We start from the raw sequence: 25,195 nt of genomic DNA on the forward strand, positions 1-25,195 counted from the left end.
GTAAAAACCCGGATAACTATACCATTCGCAGCAAGTCACGTGCGCGGCCGCAACCCCACTATGCGGCAACTATTCTGCTGCACCGTTTTCGGTTCCATATGATGGCACGGGAGCCTCGACCACGTGGTGATATCGATCGATATAAATCGCACGGGCCCCAAGACGTCGTACTAAATCCTGATGATGCGTGCTCATCAAGACCGTCTTACCGGCAGCAACATAAGCCAGTAGAAAGTTGACCACGATGTCGCAAGAGTCCTCGTCAAGTCCGTTGGTAGGCTCGTCGAGCACCAGAATATCGGGGTTCATCGACACGACGGCAGCCAGCGCCACACGCTTCTTTTGCCCGCCCGAAAGCTGATAGGGCGAAGCATCGACCAGATCGGCAACCTGAAACAGCTCCATGGCATCACGGACGCGGCGCCCGAGCTCGTCCGCCGAAAGCCTCATTTGAGCCGGGCCAAACGCGACCTCCTCGCCGACCGTGGCGCAAAAGAGCTGTGCATCGGCGTTTTGGAACACGAAGCCCACGCGCTGATGGAACCGCTGGGCCGTCGCGGAATCCTTGAGATATGCCGCATCGACCACATGTCCATCAAACAGGTACGTACCCGCATCCGCAAGCTCAAGGCCGTTGATAAGCCGCATGATCGTCGTCTTGCCGCAGCCGTTGGGTCCAAGCAGCGCAACCAGCTCACCGCGATTAACCTGCAGCGACACGCTATCGACCACCGTATGGCCCGCATAGGAAAACACCACGTCACGAAACTCGATGAGCGGCGTGGCCTTGGCGCCGGCAGCACCGCTCGCACCCATCGCACCATTTGTATCGTTTGCCAAAACGTCGCCCTTCCCTGTTCACATCGACGGCTTGACCGCCCCCGCTACAGCACCGCGCACAACACGGCGAGCAGCACCACAACGGCCGCATAGACCGCGTCGCGCCAGCCAAAGCCGTTCCGTGTAGGCGCCGGATATGCGCCGGCAAAACCGCGGCAAAGCATAGCCTCGTCCATCGCGCGGCTGCATTCCATCGCTTTGATAAAGGTCATGCCCATGATACCCGCGATCGAATCGGTACGCGAAAATCCTGCAGGCGCGCGGCCCACACTGCGAAGCATGACCGATTCGCACAGGTCGTGCGCCGTGCGACCCAGCACCTCGATGTGTTTGAGCGCCATATCAAACGTAAAGATAACCTCGTCGGGCAGGTGCAGCATCTTAAGCGCCGCCGACATGCGACTCCAGGTAAGCGTCCACGAAACACCCAGCACCAGCGTCACGTTAATGAATGTCTTGAGCGCAATCTTGAGCATGGCGCCCGTGGCAGAAGCACCCAGCAGCAGGGCCGGCAGCGCCAAAACCACGGCAAACCCCGCGGCAGCCAACGCCGGCACAAAGGTCGCGCGCAGCCCGCGTACGGGGCGCACCGCAACGAGCACCAACGCGATCGCTGTCATCAGCATCAAGTACAGCGGGCTCTGCGTCAGGCATACGCACAGGACGCAGACGAACATCCCCACCAAACGCACTGGCGCCGAAACGGCAGAAAGGGCGCGGTCGATAATCGACCCGCCCTTATGCACGCCGCCACCTAGGCGAACCCGCTCAAGCAGGCTCGCCAGGTGCAGGACATTCTTTTGCATCACACGATGCCGAGCCCGCGGGGGCTCGTATCGCTGCTCGACCGCAAGCCAGCTAGGCAGCTCGACCGTCGCCATGGGCTCCGCTTTCCTTAACCGTCAGCGAGATCAGGCGAAAGGCGATGGTGAGCACCGCCACGCCAATCACGCCCGAAAGAATATACATCGCGGCCTGGCCGGCAAAGCCAAGGCCCTGCTCCTCGGAATAGGCCTGCAGATAATCGCCCGTGGGCAGGGCATCGGCAAAGGTCGGGGTATCGAGACCGACCGAAGTCTGCAGACTGTCGTCACCAGCCTCCTGAACGGCGGTCGCGGCGCCCTCAGCGTCCCACTCGCCCCATGCGTCACCGGTGGCCAGCAAGCCGAGCGGCGTGGCCACGACAAGCACGGCGACCAGGATGAGCGTGGGGACCAGCGAGGTCTTCTTGGCAGCAGCACCCTCGGCAGCAAGCTGGCCATCGGCGGCCTCGGGCCCGACGATAACGCTCGGCGCCGTCTTCTTAATGAAACCGTAGATGGCGGCCGTCGCCACGCCCTCGACCACGCCGGCTACCAACATGTGCGGGATCATCATGGCCGGAATGGCAATAGAGAGCGGGAAGGGGCAGTACAGCGGAGCGCCCGAAGCGTTGGTAAAGAACATCGGCTGAATACCAAACTCGATCGCCGTGCACAGGGCCGCCAGGCACAGGCCGACCCAACCGCTTACGACGGCCGAAACCGAGGTGCCCCAACTCTTGTCGTGCAAACGGCTGTTGAGCGCACGGAACACGATAGCGGCGGCAAACGGCAGCACGAAGGCCATGTTAAAGCAGTTGGCGCCAAAGGACAGGATGCCGCCGTCGCCAAACAGCAGCGCCTGCAGCGCCAGCGCGACCGAAACCGCGATGGCCGCGGCCTCCGGGCCCAGCAGCAGCGCGATGAGCGCACCGCCGACGGCGTGACCCGTGGTACCGCCGGGCAGCGGCACGTTGAACATCATGAGCAAAAAGGAGAACGCGGCGCAGATACCCAGAAACGCCATATGCTCGCGATCGAGCGTGGCGCGCACCTTTTTGATGCAGTGAACCCACACAGGGACCATCGCCACTGCCATGACGGCATCGGTCTGCGGGGACAGATAATTATCTGGAATGTGCATGTACGCCTCCCGGTTATCGGCGCACAGAATTACAACGCCGCTTAAATCACCTTGCCAGTGTTACGTATTGTCAGATTCGTAACACGCCACGGGCTATCATAGCAAAACGGCGCACTGCCGACAAAGCAGCACGCCGTTATGCAATGCGCGTGTCATATATGCAGGCTCAGCAGTGCCTTATACCGAGGATAGCAGTCACGTAAGGCTCGGCAGCAGCCACCGCTGACCCATACCCCAGTGCAGGACCTAGCCGCGGACCTCGCCGTTTACGCCCTTGCACACCTTGGTGACGATCTTCTGGTGCGCTTTTTCGACCTCTTCGCTGGTAAGCGTGTGGTCGTCGGAGCGATACGTAAGCGCAAAGGCCATGGACTTCTTGCCCACGCCCACGCGGACCGGATCGCGGTAGACGTCGAACAGACGCACACCCTCGAGCAGCTTGCCGCCGGCACTGGTAATGCGGCGCTCAAGGTCCTCGCAAGTCACGGAGTTGTCGACCACGATAGCAAGATCGTGCTCAACAGCCGGGTACTGCGAGAACTCGCGGTAGTTCTCCTGGTTGCGGGCGCCCTTGATCAGCTTGTCCAGGTCGAGCTCAAAGGCAACGACGACCTCGTCGATGCCCACGGCTTCGCGCGCCTCGGGGTGGATCTCGCCGACCCAGCCCAGCACGGTGCCGCCAGACAGAACCTCGGCGGCACGGCCCGGCTGCAAGAAGGCATAGCCCTCGCCCTCGACGGGACGGAAGCGAACCTTCTCGATGCGCAGCTGGGCGAGCAGCTCCTCGACAATGCCCTTGCCAAAGAAGAAACGCAGCTTGCGGTACTTCATGTTCCAAGACTGCTCGCTCCACTGGCCCGAGAGCACGCCCGCCACGGACTTAGTCTCCTTGGGCAGGCTGGCGTTCTCGCGGCCGTGGAACAGGCTGCCGACCTCGTACAGGTGCACGTTGGGCGTGCCATGGGCCTCGTTATAGGCCACAGACTGCAGCAGGCCCGGCAGCAGCGAGCGGCGCATCTCGGTCTGCTCGGCCACCAGCGGGTTCATAAGTACCACGGGGCAGCCGCGGCCCTCGGTGGACATGCCGATCTTCTCCAGGTCGCCCGGCGCGGCAAAGCCAAAGGTCGTGGTCTCGTTGAGGCCGCAGGCGCGCAGGATCTCGCCGACCTTGCGGGTAAGCTTTTGCTCGCGGGTCAGACCACCGATGTGGTTCTTGGCAGCCGGGATGGTCGCCGTCACGCGGCCCATGCCCCACAGGCGCAGGACCTCCTCGATCAGGTCGATCTCGCGCGGCAGGTCGGGGCGGAAACTCGGCGGGGTAACCATAAAGTCCTCGCCGTCGCGCTCGACGGTGCAGCCCAGGCGGGTGAGCGAGCGCTCGATAAAATCGGGCTCGATGTCGGCGCCGCAGATGGCGTGCACGCGGGCCAGGCGCAGCTTGATGCTGTCGATGGTCTTGGGCGCGGGGAACACATCCACGTAGCCGGGAGCGACCTCGCCGCCGGCGATCTCCTCGATGAGCGCGCAGGCGACATTGGCCACATCCACGCAGCCGGTCTCATCGACCTGGCGCTCAAAGCGGATGGAGGCGTCGGAGATCAACGACAGGTCGCGGCTGGTGTGCGAGGTACGGCCGGCGTCGAAGCAGGCGCTCTCGACCATCACGTCGACGGTGTCGTCCTCGATCTCGGAATCCATGCCGCCCATAACGCCGGCCAGCGCCACGGGGCGCTCGCCGTCGGTAATGAGGCCCATGCCGGCGTCGAGCGTGCGCTCCTCGCCGTCGAGGGTCGTGAACTTCTCGTCCTGCTGGGCGGCGCGAACCACCACGCGGCGCCTGCCCTCGCGCTCGGCAAAGGTGTCCAGGTCAAAAGCGTGCAGCGGCTGACCGGTGAGCATCATCACGTAGTTGGTGATGTCGACGATGTTGTTGTGCGGACGCACGCCCAGGGCGTTAAGGCGCTTGACCATCCAGTCGGGCGAGGGGCCGACCTTCACGTTGCGCACGATGCGGGCGACATAGCGGTCGCACAGGCCCTCGTCGGCAATCTCGACCGAAAGCTCGTCGTCGGTCGCGCGGCCGGTCTCCGCCTTGATGGCGGGCAGCTCAACGTGGAAATCGCGGTCGAAGATGGCACCGGTCTCACGGGCCATGCCGATCATGGACAGGCAGTCGGGGCGGTTGGGCGTGATCTCGCAGTCGAGCACGGTATCACTCGAGCCCACATACTCGGCAAACGGCATGCCGCAGGGCGTATCCTCGGGCAGGATCATGATGCCGGAGTGGTCGCCACCCAGGCCGAGCTCGCGCGCGGAGCAGTTCATGCCCATGGACACGACGCCGCGAAGCTTGCTCTTCTTGATCTTGACGTCACCGGGAAGCACGGCGCCGATCATGGCCGTGACGATGTGGTCGCCGGCCTCAAAGTTCTGCGCGCCGCAGACGATCTGCAGCGGAGCGGGGTTGCCGTCGGCGTCGAGGTTCTTGTCACCCACGTCGACCGAGCACACATACATATGGTCGCTATCGGGGTGCGGGGTCTTGGTAAGCACCTTGGCAGTCACCACGTGGTCGAAGGACTCGCCCACGGTGTCGATCGCCTCGACCTCGGTGCCGGTACGGATATATTCGTCCGAAAGGGTCTTGGGATCCTCCGGAATATCGATCATGGTCTTGAGCCAGTCGTAAGAAACGCGCATCTAACTGGTCTCCTTTCATCTGTAACGTCTGCAATAAACAGACGGAAAACTCCAGCTACGGAGACGGGTTTCCGAGGTGCCGCAGATTGCCCCGAAAGAGGAGCGCCGCGTACTTGGGTACGCAAGCGACGGTTTGAGGGGCAAGGTGCGGTGGCTCGGGAAGCCGCCGGGACAGGTCAACTTAAAACTGATTCAGGAAACGCATATCGCCTGTCATGAGCGTTCTGAGGTCGGGCAGGTCGTAGCGCAGGGCAGCGACGCGCTCGGCGCCAATGCCAAAGGCGAAGCCGGTGTACTTCTCGGGGTCGATGCCGCAGTTGATCAGGACGTTGGGGTCGACCATGCCGCAGCCCAAGATCTCGATCCAGCCGCTGTGCTTGCAGAAGTTGCAGCCCTTGCCGCCGCAGACGTGGCAGCTCACGTCCACCTCGCAGGAAGGCTCGGTGAAGGGGAAGAAATGCGGGCGGTAACGCGTCTTGCGGTCCTCGCCAAACATGCACTTAACAAAGTAGTCGAGCGTGCCCTTAAGATCGCCAAAGGTGATGCCCTCGTCGACGACCAGGCCCTCGATCTGGTTGAACTGCGGCAGGTGACAGGCGTCGGCCGTGTCGGGACGGTAGACGGTGCCCGGGCAGATCATGTAGATGGGCGGCTTCTGCGACTCCATGGTGTGAATCTGCACACCCGAGGTCTGGGTGCGCAGCAGCACGTCGGACTCGCCGTGGGCATGCGCCTCGGGGTGCGCGACGCTGCCGGGATTGTTGTCGACCACATAGAAGGTGTCGCGGGCCGAGCGGCTCGGGTGGTCCATGGGGGCGTTGAGCGCGGTGAAGTTGTAGTAGGAGGTGTCGACCATGGGACCGGACTCGACGGTGTAGCCGATACCGCTAAAGATATCCTCGGCCTCCTCGATAATCTGCTTGATCAGGTGCTGGTGGCCGATCTGCGGACGGATACCCGGCAGCGTGATGTCGACGGCCTCGTGCTCCAGTGCGTGCTTGAGGGCGGCAGCCTTCATCTCGGTGGTGCGCTCGTCGAGCATGCCCTCGATCAGCTGGCGCATCTCGTTGGCGCGCTTGCCCATCACGGGGCGATCCTCGGGGGCGAGCTTGCCCATCATGCGCATCAGGCCGGTAATACGACCCTTGCGGCCGAGCAGCTCAACGCGCGCAGCCTCGAGCTTGGCGGCGTCGTCGGCGCCTGCGACGAGCTCCTTGGCCTCTTCCTCGAGTTTGACCAGATCATCAATCAGACTCATGTCTTCCCTTTCGTCTCTCGCGTTCCCCGCTCGCCAGGACGACTGCCGCCGTCTGGCGTTGCAAAAACGCGGCCCGATTCGGTAACAAAAAACCGTCCTCGGGCATGTGCATTGCCCAAGGACGGTTGAATTCCGCGGTACCACCTTGTTTGACCCGGCGGATGTCTGGCCCGCCGTGCCCACTCTGTACCCCTTATCGCGAGGCTCACGGCTTCCCTACTGGGGCTTCGCCGCCGCTGGCCGCGCGCCCGTTGAGGTTGCTGCTCGGGAGTGAACGCTTGGCCCTTGCCACCGCAGGAAGGCTTGCAGCCCATGACCTTCCCTCTCTTGCCGGCGACGCGGCGGGCAAAACCCTCTCCGTCAACGCATTGGGCTATAGGATAACACATTCTGCGAGCATATCGCCGCGTTCCGTTTTGTTCGCACTGGGTACAAGGCAGGTAGCTGTGCAAACTGGCCGCACGCCCACCCGTGGCGTCCGGTCTGCGAGATCAAGGATATAGGTATGGGAAAGAAACTCGATAAGAAAGCCAAGGACTCTAAGAACGCCAAGGCGGGCAAGGGCATCAAGAAGCTCCGCAAGCTCGAAGGCAAACTATGGACCCGCGAGTACCTGCTCAAGATTGCCGAGTTCGATGGCGCGACGATTGCCCCCGCCAACGGCGCTGCGGCCCGCGCCGATGCTATGGGCACCCTTGCCGGCGAACATCACAAGCTCCTGACCAGCAAAAAGTCCATCGAGCTTGTAAGCTCGCTGGCACACGAGACCGTCGCCGGCGGCAAGATCGACGACCCGCAGCTGCTCGACGAGATCCGTGTGCTCGGCCGCGACCAGCGCGAGGCAAGCGTTATCCCTACTGAGGAGGCCGAGGCCTGGACCAGGCTTACCTGCGAGGCCGACGCCGTGTGGCACAAGGCCAAGACGGCCAACGACTGGGCGAGCTTTGAGCCCTACGTGGATAGAATCGTCGCCCAACTTAAGCATCAGGCCCAGCTCATGGACCCCAAGCGCGACCCATACGATGTTTGGCTCGACCAGTACGAACGCGGCCTTTCCGCCAAGAGCTTCGATGCGTTTTGTGACGAGGTCAAGGCCACCGTCGTGCCGCTCGTGCACGCCATCGGCGAGCGCGGGCAGCAGCCTACTGCCGACTTTTTGCATGCCCGCGTGCCCGAGGCCGCCCAGCGCGCCATGAGCTTCGACCTGATGAAGCTCGTCGGCCTTAACCTGGACGACACCACGCTCGCCTTTACCGAGCACCCGTTTAGCGAGGGCTTCTCGGTGGGCGATGCGCGCATCCCCACGCACATCTACGAGAACGACTGCATCTCCAACGTCTATAGCATCATCCACGAGGCGGGGCACGCCATGTACGAGCTGGGCGTGAACCCCGCTTACGCGCGTACGTGTCTGGAGGGCGGCACCTCCATGGGCATTCACGAGAGCCAGAGCCGCTTTTTCGAAAACACCGTAGGCCGCAGTCGCGCTTTTATGGGCCCGCTGCTCGAAGTGCTGCGCCGTCACGCGCCCGAGGTCTACGTCAACGTGGACGAGGACACGCTCTACCACGCCGTGAACATCGCTCAACCGTCGCTGATCCGTACCGAGGCAGACGAGCTCACCTACCCGCTGCATATTATGGTGCGCTACGAGATTGAGCGCATGCTGTTTGCCGGCGAAGCCACGGCCAAGGACATCCCCGCGCTTTGGAATCGCTTTATGGACGAGTACCTGGGCATTCCTGTTCCCGACGACACGCGCGGCTGCCTGCAGGATACGCACTGGAGCGGCGGCTCGTTTGGCTACTTCCCCACGTATGCGCTGGGCAGCGCCTACGATGCCATGTTTGTGCCGGCCATGTGCCGCGACGGCGTCGACCTTAACGGCGCCTGTGCGAGCGGCGACCTGACACCCGTCCGCGCTTGGCTGGGCGAGCACATTTGGCAGTGGGGCCGCGCCAAGGACGCGCCGGAGCTCATCAAGGGCGCGTGCGGTATGGCATTCGATGCCCGCTACTACTGCAGCTACCTGCAGGACAAGTTCACCACGCTGTACCAGCTGTAAGGATTGACCAGCATGTCATCGCCAACGCCAACCATGTTGACGTCGATGTCTTGGCAACGTCAGCGAAAACGGCCCCAAGCGAGCAAGGTGACGTGAAATGAAAGGGCGCTGACCTTCTGGTCGCGCCCTTGAAATTGAACGCCAGATTGCCGCTTGGGGCCGTTTGTAGCGTCGAGCGGTTACGCGGTTTGGTAAAACCGCGTAACTACAGAGCCTCCAGCGCGGCGGCGATGCGCTTCATGGCGGCGTCGGCGGCGTCTTGGTCGGGGGCCTCGGCCAAAACGCGAATCACCGACTCGGTTCCGCTCTTGCGCACCAGCACGCGGCCCTCGCCCGCCAGCGACGCCTCGGCCTCGGCAATGGCGGCCTGCACGCCCATGTTGCCCAGCGCAGCATCCTTGTCCGCCACGCGTACGGCAACCTGCGCCTGCGGCAGCAGCTTGCACGGCACCGCGAGCTGCGAAAGCGTCTCGCGTTCGGCACGAATCACTTCCATCACACGCAGCGAGGTCATTATGCCGTCGCCCGTACGCTCGATATCGCCAAAGATCGTATGGCCCGTCTGCTCGCCACCCAGGCTGTAGCCGCCCTCGCGCATCTTGGCATACACGTGGCGGTCGCCCACGCCGCTGGTCACGGCGCTCAGGCCGGCAAGCTCCAGCGACTTAATCAGGCCAAAGTTGCTGGCGATCGTCGGCACCACGGTACCGCCCGAGAGGCGCCCGTGCTTGTTAAGATACACGCCGCACACGTACAGAATCTGGTCGCCGTCGACCACGCGGCCGCGCTCGTCCACGGCCAGGCAGCGGTCGGCATCGCCGTCGTAGGCAAAGCCCACGTCCAGGCCCTGCTCCACCACGTGGCGCTGCAGGCGCTCCATATGCGTGGAGCCACAGTCCACATTGATGTTAAAGCCATCGGGCGCGGCGTTAATCACGCGCACATCGGCGCCGAGTGCATCGAACACCGGCTTGGCGACAGAGGACGCCGAGCCGTTGGCGCAGTCGATGCCAATCTTGACGCCCTGCAGCGAAAAGTTCGCGCTTGCAATGAGCGAGGCAATGTAGCGGTTGCGACCCTGCATGTAGTCAACCGTGGCGCCAATGTGGTTGCCCGTGGCCAGCGGCACCTCGCTCTTGCCATCGATGTAGTCCTCGATGAGCTCCAGCACGTCCTCGTCCATCTTAAAGCCGTCGCTGTTGACCAGCTTAATGCCGTTATCGCAAAACGGGTTGTGGCTCGCACTGATCATGATGCCGCAATCGAAGCAGCCCTCCACGGTCTGGTGCGCCACGCCCGGCGTAGGAATCACATGCAGCATATAGGCGTCTGCACCGCTCGCAACCAGACCGCTCACCAGCGCCGCCTCGAACATATAGCTCGAGCGACGCGTGTCCTTGCCCACGATCACGCGCGCCTTGGCCCCGCGCCTGGCGCCGTAATACCAGCCCACAAAGCGGCCGATCTTGTACGCGTGCTCCACGGTCAGCCCAACGTTGGCCTCGCCGCGAAATCCGTCGGTGCCAAAGTACTTCATAAGAGGTCCTCTCTATAGACAAAGGCGCGCCGCCAAAGCAACGCGCCGCCAGCCCATTATCCTTTAATAGCAATCGCGGGGGCTACACCGTTAAAAACATCATTACGATAATCATGGCAAAGCCGATAAGGTCGGTCGGCAAAAATACCGTGCCCAGCATAACGGCGCTGGTAATGGTTGCCGAGACCGGCTCCACGGTCCCGATGAGGCTCGCGCGCACCGAGCCGATGTCCTTGACGCCCTGCATATAGAGCATGTACGCCAAAAACGAGCCCACGACCACAAACACCGCGAGCGCCTCGACGCCGGCGGCATCGAGCGCCGGCATATGGGCCCACGGCTGTACGAAAACGCACGAGACCACGCCTGCCGTGAGCATGGCAGAGCCTGTAACGATGGGGCTGCCGTATTCGGGCAGGATCTTGGCGGGAATCACCGCCATGCAGGTGGCGCTGACCGCACACATAAGGCCCGAAACCAGACCGAGCGGCGAGATGCTCAGGCTGGTGGGATCACCGCCGGTAGCGATTAAAAAGGTGCCGCCCAGGGCCAGGCCAATACCGATAACCTCGCGCATGCGCGGTTTGCGGCGATCGGTGATGCAGGTATATCCCATGATGATGACCAGCTGCAGGCACTGAAGGACCGTCGCGGTTCCGGCGTTGGTCAGGCGCACGGCCGAAAGATAGCAAAACTGGTTGAACAGCAGGCCAAAGGCGGTAAAGAGCAACAGCTGCTTGCGGTCGGCCGGCGTCGTCCAAAGCTTAACCAGGCGTGCGCGGTCGCGCGTGACAACCACAGCCATAAAGAGCAGGCCGGCGAGAATCTGTCGTATGCTCATAAGCCACAGCGTATCGACATGGTAGGTATCGAACAAAAAACTCGCGCTGGTGCCCGAGAAGCCCCAAAACGAGCCGCCCACGAGCGTAGCCAACATGCCCACGATCATCTTACGCGTCTGGGCGTCGTTGAGGCGGTCGCGCCATGCACGGCGGGTGCTGCGGCTGAGCTCATCGGTGCCCTCGGGCACATCAATGTTCGATATATCGGTCATCGGCACCGAAGTCCCTGCGCCTTCGACCTGCTCGACACGCTCTTTGCTCATCCCGCTCCCCCGAAACAGCCTGGAAACAATTCGGCTTACCTTACCACGGCGAAGGCACCAGCTGGGGGCTTGTCCGCTTATCGGTAGGACAATTCCGCAGACGTCTCTTCCATGGTTCGGCATCGCAACGGCTTTGCATTATGCGACAGCCAAATCACGGCAGCGAGCTCTTTTAAAATGGGCGCGACAAAGCCCTTTGATTCCACAACGTTAGCGATTTTAAAAAATATTCTTGCCACCGAGTTCAAGCTCCGTTATATTATCCCTTGCGCACTTGCGCACCCTTGATCGGGCGTTTAGCTCAGGGGGAGAGCGCTTCCCTGACACGGAAGAGGTCAGAAGTTCAAATCTTCTAACGCCCACCAAATGTTCGCAGCCCAGAGGCTATGCCTCTGGGCTGTTTTGTTTTATCTGATAAGCCAAAAGGGCGCCGTGGCACCCAAAACCGCTTCGGCAGCTCCAATAACCATCCCAATCGAGGCTGATACCGCCTCTACATAACCGGCAATCATCCCGGCAGACCCCAAGTTGCTTCGGTATCGCCGGCAATTACCCCTGCCACACCCAAAGTCGCCCAGACAACCCCGGCGATCGCCCCAATCAGCCCCAAAATCACCCAAACAGCCTTGGCGACTGCCCCGATCTGGCCTTCGCAAGCCTCGCGGCCACATCCGGACAGCCTTCCCATAATCAGGTCTAATACTTTTCCCGAGAAGTGAACGACCTTATTTGGACCCCCGAAGCATCCACACTTTTTACAGCCAAAACCGCAGGATTCCAATGATAAAACCGCAGGAAATAAGCCACCAAAAGTGTCGATGTTTCGGGGGTCCGTTTTGACTCGTTCACTTCTCGGGAAAGTATTAGACCTGACACTGAGACCCTTGGTCCCATGCCCAGCAACCGCCCCTACCAATGTTGACGCGCCTCGATTACGGCCTGCCAAAGCTTAAACCGCTTCGCTTCGACGCGCTTGAGGGCAAAGTATCGCTGCTCCTCGCTCATGGGCTTGTTAAAAATGGGTCGCTTGTTCCGGTGCAGCTTCCGTCGGATGCGTTCGCACAGCCGGATGAGCTTGTCGTAGTCATTTGCCTGCTCAGTCGTCACGGTGAAGTGTGCCACGCCGCTCAACAGCTCCAACTCGTTGCGGCGCTCGGCATCCTTGTAAATCTTCTCGCGTCCGTCATGAATGGCATCGCTATCGTAATCGACCATCGCGGTCAGCACCTCTGGCAGCAGCCCGGCCTTTACTTTATCCATGCCCACCTCGACTTTAGCCGTAAGCGTTATGTCGGGTGTGCGCTCCAACACGCGAAGCTTGTGATCACGTCCGTCATTGTATCCATCGCGAATGAAGACCTTCTTGTTAAGTTCGGCCTTGCCCAATGCATACCCGCCGTAGCGCGCAGGCAGCGACATAAACATGCAGAGCCCCGACTCCCTCGGAGAGCGCGACCCCTCGATCACATATGCAAGCAGCGCCTTTGCCTTCGCGATACCCCTCACCTTGGGTGACTTCTCGATATACGCCTCGATGAGCTCCTTAGTCGTGAGCCTGCTATCGCGCATGCCCGTATCCCTGCCTGTTACCCCACCGGGAGCAAGGTTATCCAGCCGGTAATCCGATGTCATCGCATAGCCGGCATAGACGGCCGCTGCCACATCGCCATCGTGCACAGCCTGCAAAAACGCCAGCACGGGAGAGCACACGTACGCATCAAGGTCGCCCATCCAGTGGCCCAGCGAGATAAACGAACCCGCCGGGAGCTCGTTGGTGCACAGATGCGTCTTAACATGCTTGCTCTGCCGACGGCCGGCGCGCGACGGCACCAGCAAATCCAGCGTTTCGATCCCCAGGTCATAGCGATCGATAACCTCCTGCGCTTCTTGGTCCAAGAGCGCACAGGCACCTGCAATCGACACGACCTCTGGCTCCGAATCCCCAAAGCGAGGGTTCGGCATGTGCGCCAACAGCGCCAATGCGGCGTTATGTGAAACGATAAAGTACCTCATGGCTCGAAGATAGCACGCACGCCGGCGGCGGCTGGCGGTTCTGTTAAGTTTCCGACAAACGACCGGCGGTTTTTTCGCCGAGGTGCGCCAAAGTGTTCATTCGACGATGCCCAAACCGCAATCCGTCAAGCTTTTGGCAAGGTTGCCGCCCAACTGGCCAAAAGCCGACCATCTACTTGCCAGTTTATCCAAGGCGTAACCAACCAGTCCGCACCGCGGCTTCTCGGCAAAACGCCACAACGTCCACACCCTGCGGTATCCTTGAGCCACTTACACCTGTAGCACCAAGGAGCCACCATGCGCACCGAGCTCGATGTTCCCTTTTCGCGCAAAGAAGAAGCCAAGGCGCTGGGCGCCAAATGGGACCGGACCAAGAAGATCTGGTATGTACCCAGCGGCGTCAACCCCGAGCCCTTTGCCGAATGGCTGCCCGGTGTTGACCGATCCGACCCCTCTGCGCCGTATATATATCTAGTACTGGGCAAGCGCGAGTGCTGGAAGTGTCACAAAGAGACCTCGGTCGCGGCCTTCGGCATTCCCTATCGAGCCGATGACAGCGAGGGCATCGCCATCGCGCACGCACCCAACAAGGCCGGGCACATTGCCATCGACACGACCAATGCCAACGCGCTCGCCATTGTTCCCGCTCTTGGCTGCGTCCCGGGCGAGATCCGCGACTATCTTTCTAAGCGCTGTGGCTACAAGCCCGTAGGCGCGCGAGCCTCCAAAGCCCCATCGCTCGGCAACACGTGCACCAGTTGCGACGCGCTGCAAGGCAGCCGCTATCTGTTCGAGGAGCCCTCGTCCCCGTTTGCCCTCACTGCCATCAACAAGCTGCCGGCACTGGAGTTTGTGCGCGTCGAAGTTGCCGGCGTCTTTGGCGTCCCGGCCACGCGTACCAATTTTGACCAGGCACTCTTTACCTGGGCACGCGACCATCACACCAAGTTCCACAAGCAGCTCGGTGAGGGGGTTTATTTGTAGAGACGGAGAGGCCTTCACAGCCAGCTCCTCCGCATCGCCTATCCCTCGTCGCAAACGTCATACACGATATCGAGGCCGCAAACAGGGCATTTCTCCGGATACACCGGCATATGAACGCCCGTCCGTTTTCTCACTTCGTCGCTGAGTCTGTCGCGCGCATCGATGAACCGAATATCGAGACACGATATTTGCGAGCCGCAACAAGGACAGGCGACAGCAAACGACCCGCAATCAACCTCTACGCCCGGAAACATATTGTTGTCGATAAGGGCACACGGCAGTTTTCCGTACTTCCCCATCGCAATATCGCCTCGCCAGCTCACACGCGCTCCTCTCTCGCTATCCAAATCAGGAAGAGCATGCACCGGCGGGCGTGCACGAGATTGCATCGCCACGCGATCCGATCAAACAACACGATCGTAAAAGACCGCCGAAGCCAAATACGCTAATACGGCAGAAGCCCCGCCTTTTCACGCTTCTTTTCCGAGCGATCAAACTCAATGCGATGGGCCTCGAGAAACACCGCATTGGGTCGCCACTGACGCTCATTCGGCTGCCTTAGCGTCGCACCTGCAAAGGAAGCGTAGTCGGTCTTATCCAGCAGGTACGATCCGCACAGCCGATATTCGCCGCAAACAGGCTCAAACGAAATCAGATGAGCATCGAATAGAGCATGAAAGTCGCGCCGAAGTAGAATGCCGTTGCTGGCAACCTGCGATTTGGGTCCCGAGTAATTCTCGATATGTGCAGCCTCCAGTGCCTCGTTAACCCCACAACCCGACACCGCGCAGCGACCATCATAGGCGGCAATGAGCTGCTTGCGGAACCATTGCTGCCCCAATCGCTCGCGTCTCAACGCATAGCGAACTTTTTCGTCATCGGTCGCACTCTGTCCGGCAAACTCAATGTCGGCTGGCATGTGCTTCAGATAGCTCATGTCGGACGCAAAACGAGGGTCCGGTCCGCCTTTATGAACGGGACCATGCAGAACAAACCAGCCGTTTTCGGGCTCAAACCGTTCAACAAACGCAAGGCCGAGCACCTTATAGCCCACCTCGGTTGCAAATATGACTCCAACTGGAACGCCATATTCCATGCAGTTGAGCATTTTACGGTTGTAATTCTGGTCTCGAGAACCAACGACACCTGGCGCTTGAACCGAATACTTAATGACCCACGTACCGTCATCCAAATAGAGCGGAGGAACATCGGTGTAGAAGCTCTTTTTAGAGTTATGGACCGAAAGCGCAAAGATCTTATTGGGATCTTGCTTCACCCGATCCTGGCCCGGCCAGAAGATCCCTGAATCCCGCGTTACGGGAAAGAAGTCCGCGCCAATTCTCAAACGATACTGATACTGAGGGCTATCTTCCTTGGTGCGGTGCGGAAGGTTGGTCCAAACGCCGCCGCGCTGCTCCTCACCCAGAAACCACTCCCATGCCTCAACGTATTCGGAAGGCACGAGACTGCAGGCACGGTCATAGCTTGGTCCATCCATCAACGGAACAGCAAGGTCAATGTCGTTCATCGCCAGCACCTACAACCATACGAACGCGAGTCATGCCCCTCAATAATATGGCCGAGAGTCAATTATTACGAGATCTCATTCCGCGATCGGCACATCGTTGATGCTCTCGGTTTGCCGCTGGCGCGCTCATACCCCGCTATCCCACTCCCCTGTATACTGATGTAGCACGTGTTTCATCCGGGCTTGTTGGGCCGGATTGTTCATGGGAGGGTCTTATGGCTGCTTCGAATCCGCCTAAGGGAAGCGTTTCTTCTTCGTCCATCAGGCCGGTGACGCGCAAGGCCGTGCGCTGCCAGCGCGAGGTCGCTTGGCTTGTCACGCAGGCGGCGGGCAGGCTTGTGGCGACCACTCAGGACGTCAATGCGCCTACGCCGAGCTTTGTGTTAGCGGCGGCGCTGGATTCTGTGCGCCAATTGGAGCTTGCCGAACAGGATGCCAGCGGCCACCTCGACTACCAGAATGTTATGGCGCCCGACCTGCAGACGTTCTGCCACATGGCCAAGTTGCCCGCCGCGCCCAATGCGCTTTCGGACGCGGGCTACATGTTTACGCTTTCGGGCGCGGACCTTATCCGCGATATCTACGCATACTGCAGCGAGCTCGCCGAGCGCCACGTCTTTGGCGCGGCAGAAATCAAACCGGGATATGCCATCAAGCTGGTTCTTAGGCTGTTCTTGATGGATGGGTTCGGGACTATGCCAGCGTAAGCCGGATTTTTAACTTCGCCGTCGACTGGGCAACAACCGCCTTACCTTAGCGGGCGCCAATCGAGAGTCGATTATTGGGTCACCTCGTCCGCTGGCGCATTTATTCCGCACGCTCCGACAGTCGATACTTGCGGTTGCGACTCGTCGCCGGCGCTGTAGGCTCAAGCTCGCCTTGAGCAATGAGTGTGTTGACGCGCGACCTAACCTGGGAAATTGTGAGCCCTGTGTGCTCCGCCAACTCGCGCGTACCCAGCTCACCGCAACGCTTAAGTGCCGCCACAATTAAGTCACCGCCGTGGTCGACCGGCTCGACCTTTGAGCGATAGAGAACCACTTTGAACCGATCGAATCCCGGGCAGAACAGGGGCTCGGCCAAACCATGAGCACACATGGCGTCGATCATCATCGGAATGCCCGAGCCATTGCCCTCAGCCGGCGAACCTGCGCCATCCGGCAGCGGAACAATCGACATGAGTTTCATGAGCGTCGCGTTGCGGCACCGGGAGCTGCCGTCAAACAAGTTCTCGCGAGTCTTTCCTCCGTATAGGCCGCCGGGGTTCGTCACTTCGATACGGTCATCAAAGACGTCAACAGCGACCGACTGCCCACAGAACCGATCTCCGTATTCTCGGTGGATTACGGCGTTGGCGATTGCCTCGCGTAGGACCTCCTCGGGAATCTCCAGCGAGTCGACACGCGAGACGCCTTGGATCGTCGAGGTTCGCCGCAAATTCTTGGCGACTGCCGCGACGGCATCCGAGATCATTTCGCCCAACGTTCCCTCGCAGATCGTACGGTCCATGAACCTCAACGACCCCGCCGCGCCCTTCTGCGTTCCGGCATAGACCGCCACATCGATAAAGAGCTTAGGATAGAACTGCTGAGGATAGGCACCCGCAGCCAGGAGCCCGGCCTTAGTAACTTTGCCCTGGGAGTCGAGGAAATTCAGGCGCTCCAGCTTCGTTTTCTTGTCCGGCGCGCCGCGCATTGCCCGAGGTGTCAGCGAGAAAGCACGCTCTATCGTGCGATCGACCAGTGCCTCGTCAAGATCGCCTGCAACCGCGCCGGGCACTGCATCGCGATCGCTAGGACTCGTCCGCTCGTATGACGACAGTGCCAAAACCTCGGTCGATGAAAGTGGCACGTCTTTGTCATCAATGCGCTTGTAGCTGCCGCCCTGGGCGCCGCGTTCTATTACATAGCAGGGCTTGCTCGACGGGTCGAGCTCCTCAATCGTGATAACGAGAACCACGGTGCCCCGAAGCTCCACGCGCTCAATAGTGTATTTGGGCGGATTGGCCAGTTTTCCGCGACCGCCGGCATCACCCATGCCTGCGACAAATTGGTTGAGCACCTTCTCGGTCTCAAAGTCCTCAACCGGGACAAAGCCCGCGCGCTCGCTCACGCCGAGCACGATAATTCCGCCGGCGGTATTCGCGAATGCGCTAACCGTTTCCCATACGTCGCGAGAAAGCGTCGTGGCGCTCTCCTTGACCTCGACGCTAAGATCGTCCGAGCCCATGCGCCTTAAAGACTCGAGCAGACCGATCAGTTCGTTCTCGTTCATCTGCACGTCCTTTCGCTCGGTCCGGCGGAGAATGCCGCGAATAGATTTTCTTCGTCTCTCAGTTATCTCTCGTAATTATCTCTTGTCTCTCTGTTATCTCTCGTATTAGAGATGAGTGAAAGATGAGAGATAAGATATCTACCATCTGTTTCATTTAAACATGTTTTTGCTGGTAGAACAATCAGTATTGAGACAATACCGTGATTTCTTGTCTCTTTGCTGCTCAGTTATCTCTCATATTCATCTCTCGTCTTTCTGTTATCTCTCGTATTAGTGACGAATGAGATATGAGAGATGTGCGGGCGGCGGATGAGCGTGGATTTTGAACGGTCGGGAAACGAGGGTGGATATTTGGACGGTTTTTGGGCGTTTTGAGGCTGATTCCGTCCGAAAATCAACTCTCATTCGATAGGCGTCCAAGTTTCCACACTCGTGCGGTGAACGAGCAAGGCCTTCGCCCAATCCGCCGGCATCGTCTCCAGTTCGCCGCAGAGCCGCGGCCCCATATGGGTATACTCACGAGGATTCGACTCGATTCGCCCCCGCTGGGGCGTCAAAGGAGACTGCATATGTCCACCACCTCAACCGACCCGCGCGCCGCTGCCGCCGCGCTGCTGGTGCCCGGCACCACCTGTCACAGCTTTGCCGTCGAGCGCTGCGAGACCGTGCCCGAGCTCGACTCGGACGCCTACGTGCTGCGCCACACCGCCTCGGGCGCTCGCCTGCTGTACCTGGCGTGCGACGACGAAAACAAGGCTTTTGCCATTGGCTTTAAGACGCCGCCGGCCGATTCCACCGGCGTGTTCCATATCCTCGAGCACTCGGTGCTGTGCGGATCGGCCAAGTTTCCCGTCAAGGAGCCGTTCGTCGACCTCATCAAGAGCTCCATGCAGACGTTCCTCAACGCCATGACCTACCCCGACAAAACCATCTACCCCGTCGCCACCACCAACGAGCAGGATCTGTACAACCTGATGGACGTGTACCTGGACGCGGTGTTCAACCCGGCCATCTATACCAAGCCCACCATTTTTGAGCAGGAGGGCTGGCACTACGAGCTGGACCTGCCGAAGGGCGCCGAGGGCGAGGGCAACGGCAGTTCCGCAAGCCTGCGCGAGGGCACGCTGCGCTATAACGGCGTGGTTTTCAATGAGATGAAGGGCGCGCTGTCCGACCCCATGAGCGTGCTGGATGACGCCGTCAACGCCGCGCTTTATCCCGACACCGCCTATGCGCACGAGAGCGGCGGCGACCCGCGCGCGATCCCTGTGCTCACCTACGAGCAGTTCCTGGACACGCACGCGCGCCACTACAATCCTTCCAACTCCTACATCACGCTCTACGGCGACCTAGACGTGGACCGCGCGCTGGCGTTTTTGGACGAGCGCTATCTGTCGCAGCCGAGTGCCGCGAGCCGCCGCATGGACGCTGCCGTTGCAGCCGGCGAGGACCCGTCCACGCTGGCGCCCAATCCGCTAGTCGTGCAGGCGCCCGTGACCTGCGAGTACAAGCGCGTCGAGATGGCCACCACACCCGAGAACGCCCTGGTGGGCCTGGGTCTTGTGCTGGGCAGCGCGCTCGACCGCAAGCGCACGATCGCGGCGGACATCCTGTTCGAGGCACTGCTGGGTTCCAACGAGGCACCGGTTAAGAAGGCCATTCTGGCCGCCGGCCTGGGCGGCAACGTGGTGAGCTACACCGCGGCCGAGAGCCTGCAGCCCTACGAGCTCATCATGCTGCAAAACGCGCAGCCCGGCGTGGCGCGCGAGCTGCGCCGCGTGTTCCAGGACGCCTGCCGCGACCTGTGCGAGCACGGCGTTCCGCGCGAGCGCCTGGAGGCCATCATCAGCAGCAACGAATACGACCTGCGCCAGCGAGACTACGGTATCGCCGACGGCGTGGCCATTGCGTGCGACGCGCTGAGCACCTGGCTCTACGATGACGACGCCGCGACGCTGGCGCTCAAGTACGGCCCGGTGTACGAGGAGCTGCGCGGCGAGCTGGACGGCAGCTACTTTGAGGACCTGCTGCGCGAGCTGGTGCTGGAAAACGACCACATGGCGCTGGTCGAGCTGGTTCCGGTAGACGCTGCCGAGGGTGCGGAGAGCGCCGAAGCCGCCGAGCTGGCAGCCAAGCGCGATGCCATGACCGATGCCGAGCTGGCCGATGTGGTCGAGCGCACGGCTGCGCTGCGCGCCGCGCAGGAGGCGGATGACGCGCCCGAGGCCAAGGCCACGCTGCCACGCCTGCGCGTGTCCGACATTGGCGAGGCGCGCCCCGAGCCGCCGCTGGTCGTGGACACGACCGCGCCCATCCCCTGCCTGCGCCACGGCATCCCCACCAACCGCCTGGCCTACGCCATGCAGTATTTCGACCTGAGCTGCGTCGCGTTTGAAGACCTGCCCTATGTGACCCTGCTCTGCCGCCTGCTCAAACAGCTACCCACGAGCGAACACTCGGCCGAGGAGCTCGACAACCTTATCGCCGGCAAGCTGGGCTTTTTGAGCTTTACGACCGAGGTCATGACCCAGCCCGACGTGGACGGCGTGCGCCCCTACCTGCTGGTGAGCGCCGGCGCCCTGTCTGAAAAGATCGATGCGCTGGCGAGCCTGCCGCGCGAGGTGTGGTCGAGCACGCTGTTGCTCGATGCCGAAGCCGACCGCGTGCGCGACGTGCTCACGCAGATTCGCATTGGGCTTGAGCAGGGCTTCATTAACAACGGTCACTCGGCGGCGCTTGGTCGCGCGATGAGCTACAGCTCGCCTTCGGCCGTGGTGCGCGAGCAGCTTTCGGGCGTGGACTTCTACTTGTTCCTGCGCGATCTGCTCGACCACTTTGATGAGCGTCTGGACGATCTGCGCGCCAAGCTTGCCGAGCTGGCAGGCCGCATCTTTGTGTCCGATGGCTGTCTGGCGAGCTTTACCGGCAGCGATGAGGACTTTGACGCGTACTGGACCGCCGCGGGCGACCTGGGGTTGGGCGCGGGCGACGGTGCTGTTGCCGGCCGCGACACGCTCGTGGTGCCGACGCCGTGCGACCGCCACGAGGCTTTTGTCATCCCCAGCGACATCTGCTTTGCGGCAAGCGCATGCGACCCGCGTCGCTTAGGGCTCGACGTGACGGGCGCCTGGGCGGTTGCCGCCAACGCGCTCTCCTACGACTACCTGTGGAACGAGATCCGCGTGAAAGGCGGGGCGTACGGCTGTGGATTCCGCGCGGCAGGCGAGCGTCAGGCCGCGTTCTACACCTACCGCGACCCGGCAATCGACCCCTCGATTGAGCGCGTGGCGCGCGCAGGCGAATGGCTCGGCGGTTTTGAGCCCGACGAGGCAGCCTTTGAGGGCTTTATCGTGAGCTGCGTGAGCGGCATGGACGCGCCGGTGAAGCCGTACGCGCTCACCAAACGCCGCAACACGACCTACTTGGCCGGACTCGATCCGCATGCACGCGAGGAGCGCCGCGCCCAGATGCTCGCCGCCACGCCCGGTGAGCTACGCTCGCTCGGCGCCGACGTGACGTGCATCGCAGCCGTCTCGCCCACCTGCGTCTTTGGCGGCCGAGACGTCATCGCCAAGAGCAACGCCGGCTTCAACGTCATCGACCTGCTGGGCTAACGCACAGCAAAGGTAGATTTTTGGGACATGCCTGAAAATCTACCTTTTCTTTTGCCGCTGCCTGGGCGGGGCAGCTCAGCCCGTCACACCAGTTTGTCTAAATCTGTAACATCTAGGCGGCAATATTGGCTCCAGATGTTACAAATCGAGACGTTTTCTGATGACGCCGGCCCTTTGTCTAAATCTGTAACATCTAGGCCCGATTTTGCCGAGTTACTGTTACAGATCGAGACACACCGCCGCGAACACCCACTCTTCGTCAAAACCCACGAAGGTGTCCATGAACTGCTCCCCTTGCGATGGTTTGCGTGGTGGTTTCGACATTTGACCAGATAAAACCTACCAAAATAAACCTGTCCCTTTTTGGTAGGTTTGAGAGAGGGGCCGGGATGGATAAGACCGAGTTGCGGCGGGCGGTAATTGCCCGGCGCGATGCTCTAGATTTGGATATGCGGGCGGCAAAGTCTGCTGCTGTATGCGCGCGGCTCGTTGAGTTGCTGGGCGGCTCGGGTCCCGCGGCCCCGCGCACCGTTGCCGTCTATGCCGCCATGGGTTCCGAGGTCGACCCCGCCGCGTTTGCCGCTGCGGCCGCAAAACACGGCTGGCGCGTGGCCTATCCGTGCATGTTCTCGGCAGCTGACACCGTGGCTTGTGGCCAGCGCATGTGCATGCGGGCAGTTGCTGCCGGCGATGCGTCCGAGGCCCCGTTTATCGCCCACCCTACGCGGGCCTTCGCAGCCACGGACGTCGACAGCAGCCGCTTTCCTATCGTGCCTGCCGAGGCGCTCGATATGATCGTCGTGCCGCTCGTAGCCTTCGACCACACCGGCGCGCGCCTGGGCTATGGCGGCGGCTGCTACGACCGCTACCTGCCCACGCTCTCGCCCGCATGCCAAATCATCGGCATCGCCTTTGACGAGCAGCGTGTCGACCACGTTCCCACCGACACCCACGACCTGCCGCTACCCCACATCATCAGCGCCTAACTGCCGTTGTATCGCACCCGCAAGATGGGCATCCGAAAATCCACGCTCGTCACGCCGCAGCCGCAGCCGTAGCCGCAGCCGTAGCCTAGTGCTCCTCGCCGGCGCGGGCCAGGTCGTAGGGCGTGGTCTGGTAGACGTAGTAGTTGAGCCAGTTGGTGTAGAACAGCTGAGCCTGGCTGCGCCAGACGTTGCGCGGCTCGGCGGTGGGGTCGTCACCTGGGAAGTAATGCGCCGGCACCTGGGGGTTGAGCCCGCGCTTCACGTCGCGCTCGTACTCCAGGCGCAGCGTGTCGGTATCGTACTCGGGATGGCCAAAGACAAAGAAGCGGCGGCTGTCGGTCGACTTGACGATGTACAGGCCCACCTCGTCTGATACGGCCACGACCTCAAGCTGCGGCTCGGCCTCCACGTCCTCGCGGCGCACATCGGTATTGCGTGAATGCACGGCATAGAAGCGGTCGTCAAAGCCGCGGACCAGCGGGCTTTGCGGCTTCACCAGATAATGCTCAAACACGCCGCTCGCCTTGGCCGGCAGGTCGCACTTCTGGATACCGTAATGATGGTAGAGCCCTGCCTGTGCACCCCAGCAAATATGCAGCGTAGAGTGCACGTGCGTGGTGGACCAATCCATGATCTGGCAGAGCTCGGGCCAGTAGTCGACCTCCTCGAACGGCATCTGCTCCACCGGCGCGCCCGTGATGATCAGGCCGTCGTAGTGGATATCGCGGATGTCGTCGAACGTACGGTAGAACGTCTCCAGGTGGCCGGCACTCACGTGCGTGGCCTCGTGCGTCTTGGTACGTAGCAGGTCCACCTCTACCTGCAGCGGCGTGTTGGAGAGCTTGCGCATGATCTGCGTCTCGGTGGCGATCTTGGTTGGCATGAGGTTGAGGATGAGCACGCGCAGCGGACGGATGTCCTGGTGCAGCGCGCGGTACTCGGTCATGACAAAGATGTTCTCGCTCTCGAGCTGCGCGGCGGCAGGGAGGGCGTCGGGAATGCGAATGGGCATGGATGCTCCTTACGAGTCAGTTGCAGCTATGGTACAACGAGCGGCCCCATCCGCGCGAGTGCATCGCCCCGAGACACCGTCAGCGGCCCAAATCACTCCAAAAGTAGAGATTAAGGCATGTCCCAAAAATCTACGGCGCTTTAGCCTAGCAAAGTGGCAGCAGGACGCTACAATGGTTCGATGCGAAATACTCGGCCGAAAGGATATGAATATGTACCAGACGCGTAAGATCGGTGTGGTCGGCCAGGGCCACGTAGGAGCACATGTCGCCAACAGCCTGCTCATGCAGGGCATTGCCGATGAGCTGTACCTCTGCGATATCAACGAGGCAAAGGTGACGTCCGAGGTCCAGGACCTGCGCGACTCCCTTTCGTTTGTTCCGTACAACACCAAGATCGTCAACTGCTACGACCACTACGAGGAGCTGGCCTGCTGCGACGTCATCGTCAACGCCGCCGGCAAGGTCGCACTGGCCGCCGGCAACCGCGACGGCGAGCTGTTCTTTACCACCGACGCCGCCCGCACCTTTGCCAAGCGCATCGTCGACGCCGGCTTCGACGGCATCTTCGTGAGCATCTCCAACCCCTGCGACGTCGTGTGCACCGAGCTGTGGCACCTGACCGGCTACGATCCCAAGAAGATCATCGGCTCGGGCTGTGGCCTGGACTCTGCCCGCCTGCGCACCGAGATCTCCAAGAAGGTCGGGGTGAGCCCCAAGTCCATCGACGCCTACATGATCGGCGAGCATGGCTTTAGCCAGCTGGCCGCCTTTAAGGCCGCAACTATCGCCGGCAAGAGCCTCAACGAGCTTCAGGCCGAGAACCCCGACAAGTACGACTTCGACCACATGGAAGTCGAGGAGCTCGCACGCAAGGGCGGTTATGTGACTTACGCCGGCAAGCAGTGCACCGAGTACGCCGTTGCCAACTCCGCCGCGCGCGTCTGCGCCGCCGTGCTGCACAACGAGCACGCCGTGCTTTCGGCCTCTACGCTTATGACCGGCCAGTATGGCGAGGAGGGCATCTTTACCTCCCTGCCGTGCGTGATCGGCGCCGAGGGCGTCGAGGAGGTCTACACACTCGACCTTTCCGAGCACGAGCTCGAGGGCTTCCACAAGAGCTGTCAGCACATCCGCGACAACATCGCCCAGCTCGACTGGTGGGACGCCGAGGCCTACGACGCCAAGTAGTCCGCCGGTTGATGCGACAACTCACTCATACGGACACAATGTAAAGCGGGGCGCGCCCGCAACCCACCCGCGGGGGCCCCTTTTTGTCACACCCGACACCCTTGCACAATTATGTCAAAAAATTTTTCCCAAAAATGAAAGCTCAA

The 25,195-nt window shown here is 61.2% G+C and carries 17 protein-coding genes and 1 tRNA gene; 7 read left to right on the plus strand and 11 right to left on the minus strand.

What is annotated here, in order from left to right; translation table 11 throughout:
* Positions 1-69: 69 nt before the first annotated feature.
* The 5 genes from ACTNB2_RS05240 to pheS form a co-directional block, all read right to left on the minus strand.
* Positions 70-840, minus strand: a complete 771-nt coding sequence (locus ACTNB2_RS05240) for an energy-coupling factor ABC transporter ATP-binding protein (protein WP_441044806.1) — start codon at positions 838-840, stop codon at positions 70-72.
* 44 nt (positions 841-884) lie between these two features.
* Positions 885-1,721 carry an energy-coupling factor transporter transmembrane component T gene (locus ACTNB2_RS05245; protein WP_441045725.1) on the minus strand — a complete coding sequence of 279 codons (837 nt, stop codon included), beginning with the start codon at positions 1,719-1,721 and terminating at the stop codon, positions 885-887.
* Positions 1,699-2,784 (minus strand): cobalt transporter CbiM, encoded by a 1,086-nt coding sequence (gene cbiM / locus ACTNB2_RS05250; protein ID WP_441015616.1) that lies wholly within the window; start codon positions 2,782-2,784, stop codon positions 1,699-1,701. Before cbiM ends, ACTNB2_RS05245 begins: the two co-directional genes overlap by 23 nt.
* 246 nt (positions 2,785-3,030) lie before the next feature.
* Positions 3,031-5,484, minus strand: a complete 2,454-nt coding sequence (pheT, locus tag ACTNB2_RS05255; RefSeq protein ID WP_441044803.1) for a phenylalanine--tRNA ligase subunit beta — start codon at positions 5,482-5,484, stop codon at positions 3,031-3,033.
* 181 nt (positions 5,485-5,665) lie between these two features.
* A complete protein-coding gene (pheS, locus tag ACTNB2_RS05260) occupies positions 5,666-6,742 on the minus strand; it encodes a phenylalanine--tRNA ligase subunit alpha (RefSeq protein ID WP_154517607.1) in 1,077 nt (358 codons plus the stop codon).
* 505 nt (positions 6,743-7,247) lie between these two features.
* On the opposite strand from pheS, the gene ACTNB2_RS05265 reads away from it, so the two are divergent.
* Positions 7,248-8,807 carry a carboxypeptidase M32 gene (locus ACTNB2_RS05265; protein ID WP_441045726.1) on the plus strand — a complete coding sequence of 520 codons (1,560 nt, stop codon included), beginning with the start codon at positions 7,248-7,250 and terminating at the stop codon, positions 8,805-8,807.
* Positions 8,808-9,012: 205 nt separating this feature from the next.
* On the opposite strand, the gene glmM is transcribed toward ACTNB2_RS05265, so the two are convergent.
* Both glmM and ACTNB2_RS05275 read right to left on the minus strand, forming a co-directional pair.
* Positions 9,013-10,344, minus strand: coding sequence for a phosphoglucosamine mutase (gene glmM / locus ACTNB2_RS05270; protein ID WP_154517601.1), 1,332 nt, complete (start codon positions 10,342-10,344; stop codon positions 9,013-9,015).
* A gap of 82 nt (positions 10,345-10,426) precedes the next feature.
* A complete protein-coding gene (locus ACTNB2_RS05275; protein ID WP_441044800.1) occupies positions 10,427-11,449 on the minus strand; it encodes a DMT family transporter in 1,023 nt (340 codons plus the stop codon).
* A gap of 290 nt (positions 11,450-11,739) precedes the next feature.
* On the opposite strand from ACTNB2_RS05275, the gene ACTNB2_RS05280 reads away from it, so the two are divergent.
* Positions 11,740-11,814, plus strand: a tRNA-Val gene (locus ACTNB2_RS05280).
* A 544-nt stretch (positions 11,815-12,358) separates the two neighbouring features.
* Here ACTNB2_RS05280 and ACTNB2_RS05285 read toward each other — a convergent pair.
* Complete coding sequence (locus ACTNB2_RS05285; protein ID WP_441045728.1) at positions 12,359-13,411, minus strand: hypothetical protein; 1,053 nt, start codon at positions 13,409-13,411, stop codon at positions 12,359-12,361.
* A 348-nt stretch (positions 13,412-13,759) separates the two neighbouring features.
* On the opposite strand from ACTNB2_RS05285, the gene ACTNB2_RS05290 reads away from it, so the two are divergent.
* The gene (locus ACTNB2_RS05290) at positions 13,760-14,446 is read left to right on the plus strand and encodes a DUF5710 domain-containing protein (RefSeq protein WP_441042262.1); all 687 of its coding nucleotides are present in this window, start codon (positions 13,760-13,762) and stop codon (positions 14,444-14,446) included.
* Positions 14,447-14,891: 445 nt separating this feature from the next.
* On the opposite strand, the gene ACTNB2_RS05295 is transcribed toward ACTNB2_RS05290, so the two are convergent.
* Positions 14,892-15,974 (minus strand): HNH endonuclease, encoded by a 1,083-nt coding sequence (locus ACTNB2_RS05295; protein ID WP_441042264.1) that lies wholly within the window; start codon positions 15,972-15,974, stop codon positions 14,892-14,894.
* A gap of 215 nt (positions 15,975-16,189) precedes the next feature.
* Between ACTNB2_RS05295 and ACTNB2_RS05300 the strand changes: the two genes are divergently transcribed.
* Positions 16,190-16,681 (plus strand): hypothetical protein, encoded by a 492-nt coding sequence (locus tag ACTNB2_RS05300; protein WP_441044797.1) that lies wholly within the window; start codon positions 16,190-16,192, stop codon positions 16,679-16,681.
* A gap of 100 nt (positions 16,682-16,781) precedes the next feature.
* Here ACTNB2_RS05300 and ACTNB2_RS05305 read toward each other — a convergent pair whose 3' ends face one another.
* Positions 16,782-18,248, minus strand: a complete 1,467-nt coding sequence (locus tag ACTNB2_RS05305; protein WP_152067326.1) for an ATP-binding protein — start codon at positions 18,246-18,248, stop codon at positions 16,782-16,784.
* 569 nt (positions 18,249-18,817) lie between these two features.
* Here ACTNB2_RS05305 and ACTNB2_RS05310 point away from each other — a divergent pair.
* Complete coding sequence (locus tag ACTNB2_RS05310; RefSeq protein WP_441044795.1) at positions 18,818-21,862, plus strand: insulinase family protein; 3,045 nt, start codon at positions 18,818-18,820, stop codon at positions 21,860-21,862.
* A 389-nt stretch (positions 21,863-22,251) separates the two neighbouring features.
* The gene (locus tag ACTNB2_RS05315) at positions 22,252-22,848 is read left to right on the plus strand and encodes a 5-formyltetrahydrofolate cyclo-ligase (RefSeq protein ID WP_441042270.1); all 597 of its coding nucleotides are present in this window, start codon (positions 22,252-22,254) and stop codon (positions 22,846-22,848) included.
* 85 nt (positions 22,849-22,933) lie between these two features.
* On the opposite strand, the gene metA is transcribed toward ACTNB2_RS05315, so the two are convergent.
* A complete protein-coding gene (gene metA / locus ACTNB2_RS05320; RefSeq protein ID WP_427795205.1) occupies positions 22,934-23,860 on the minus strand; it encodes a homoserine O-acetyltransferase MetA in 927 nt (308 codons plus the stop codon).
* A gap of 211 nt (positions 23,861-24,071) precedes the next feature.
* On the opposite strand from metA, the gene ACTNB2_RS05325 reads away from it, so the two are divergent.
* Positions 24,072-25,049 (plus strand): L-lactate dehydrogenase, encoded by a 978-nt coding sequence (locus ACTNB2_RS05325; RefSeq protein ID WP_441042272.1) that lies wholly within the window; start codon positions 24,072-24,074, stop codon positions 25,047-25,049.
* The last annotated feature ends 146 nt before the right edge of the window (positions 25,050-25,195 follow it).

Source organism: Collinsella sp. HCP28S3_G2, assembly GCF_052065125.1.
In the GTDB taxonomy this organism is placed as follows: domain Bacteria; phylum Actinomycetota; class Coriobacteriia; order Coriobacteriales; family Coriobacteriaceae; genus Collinsella.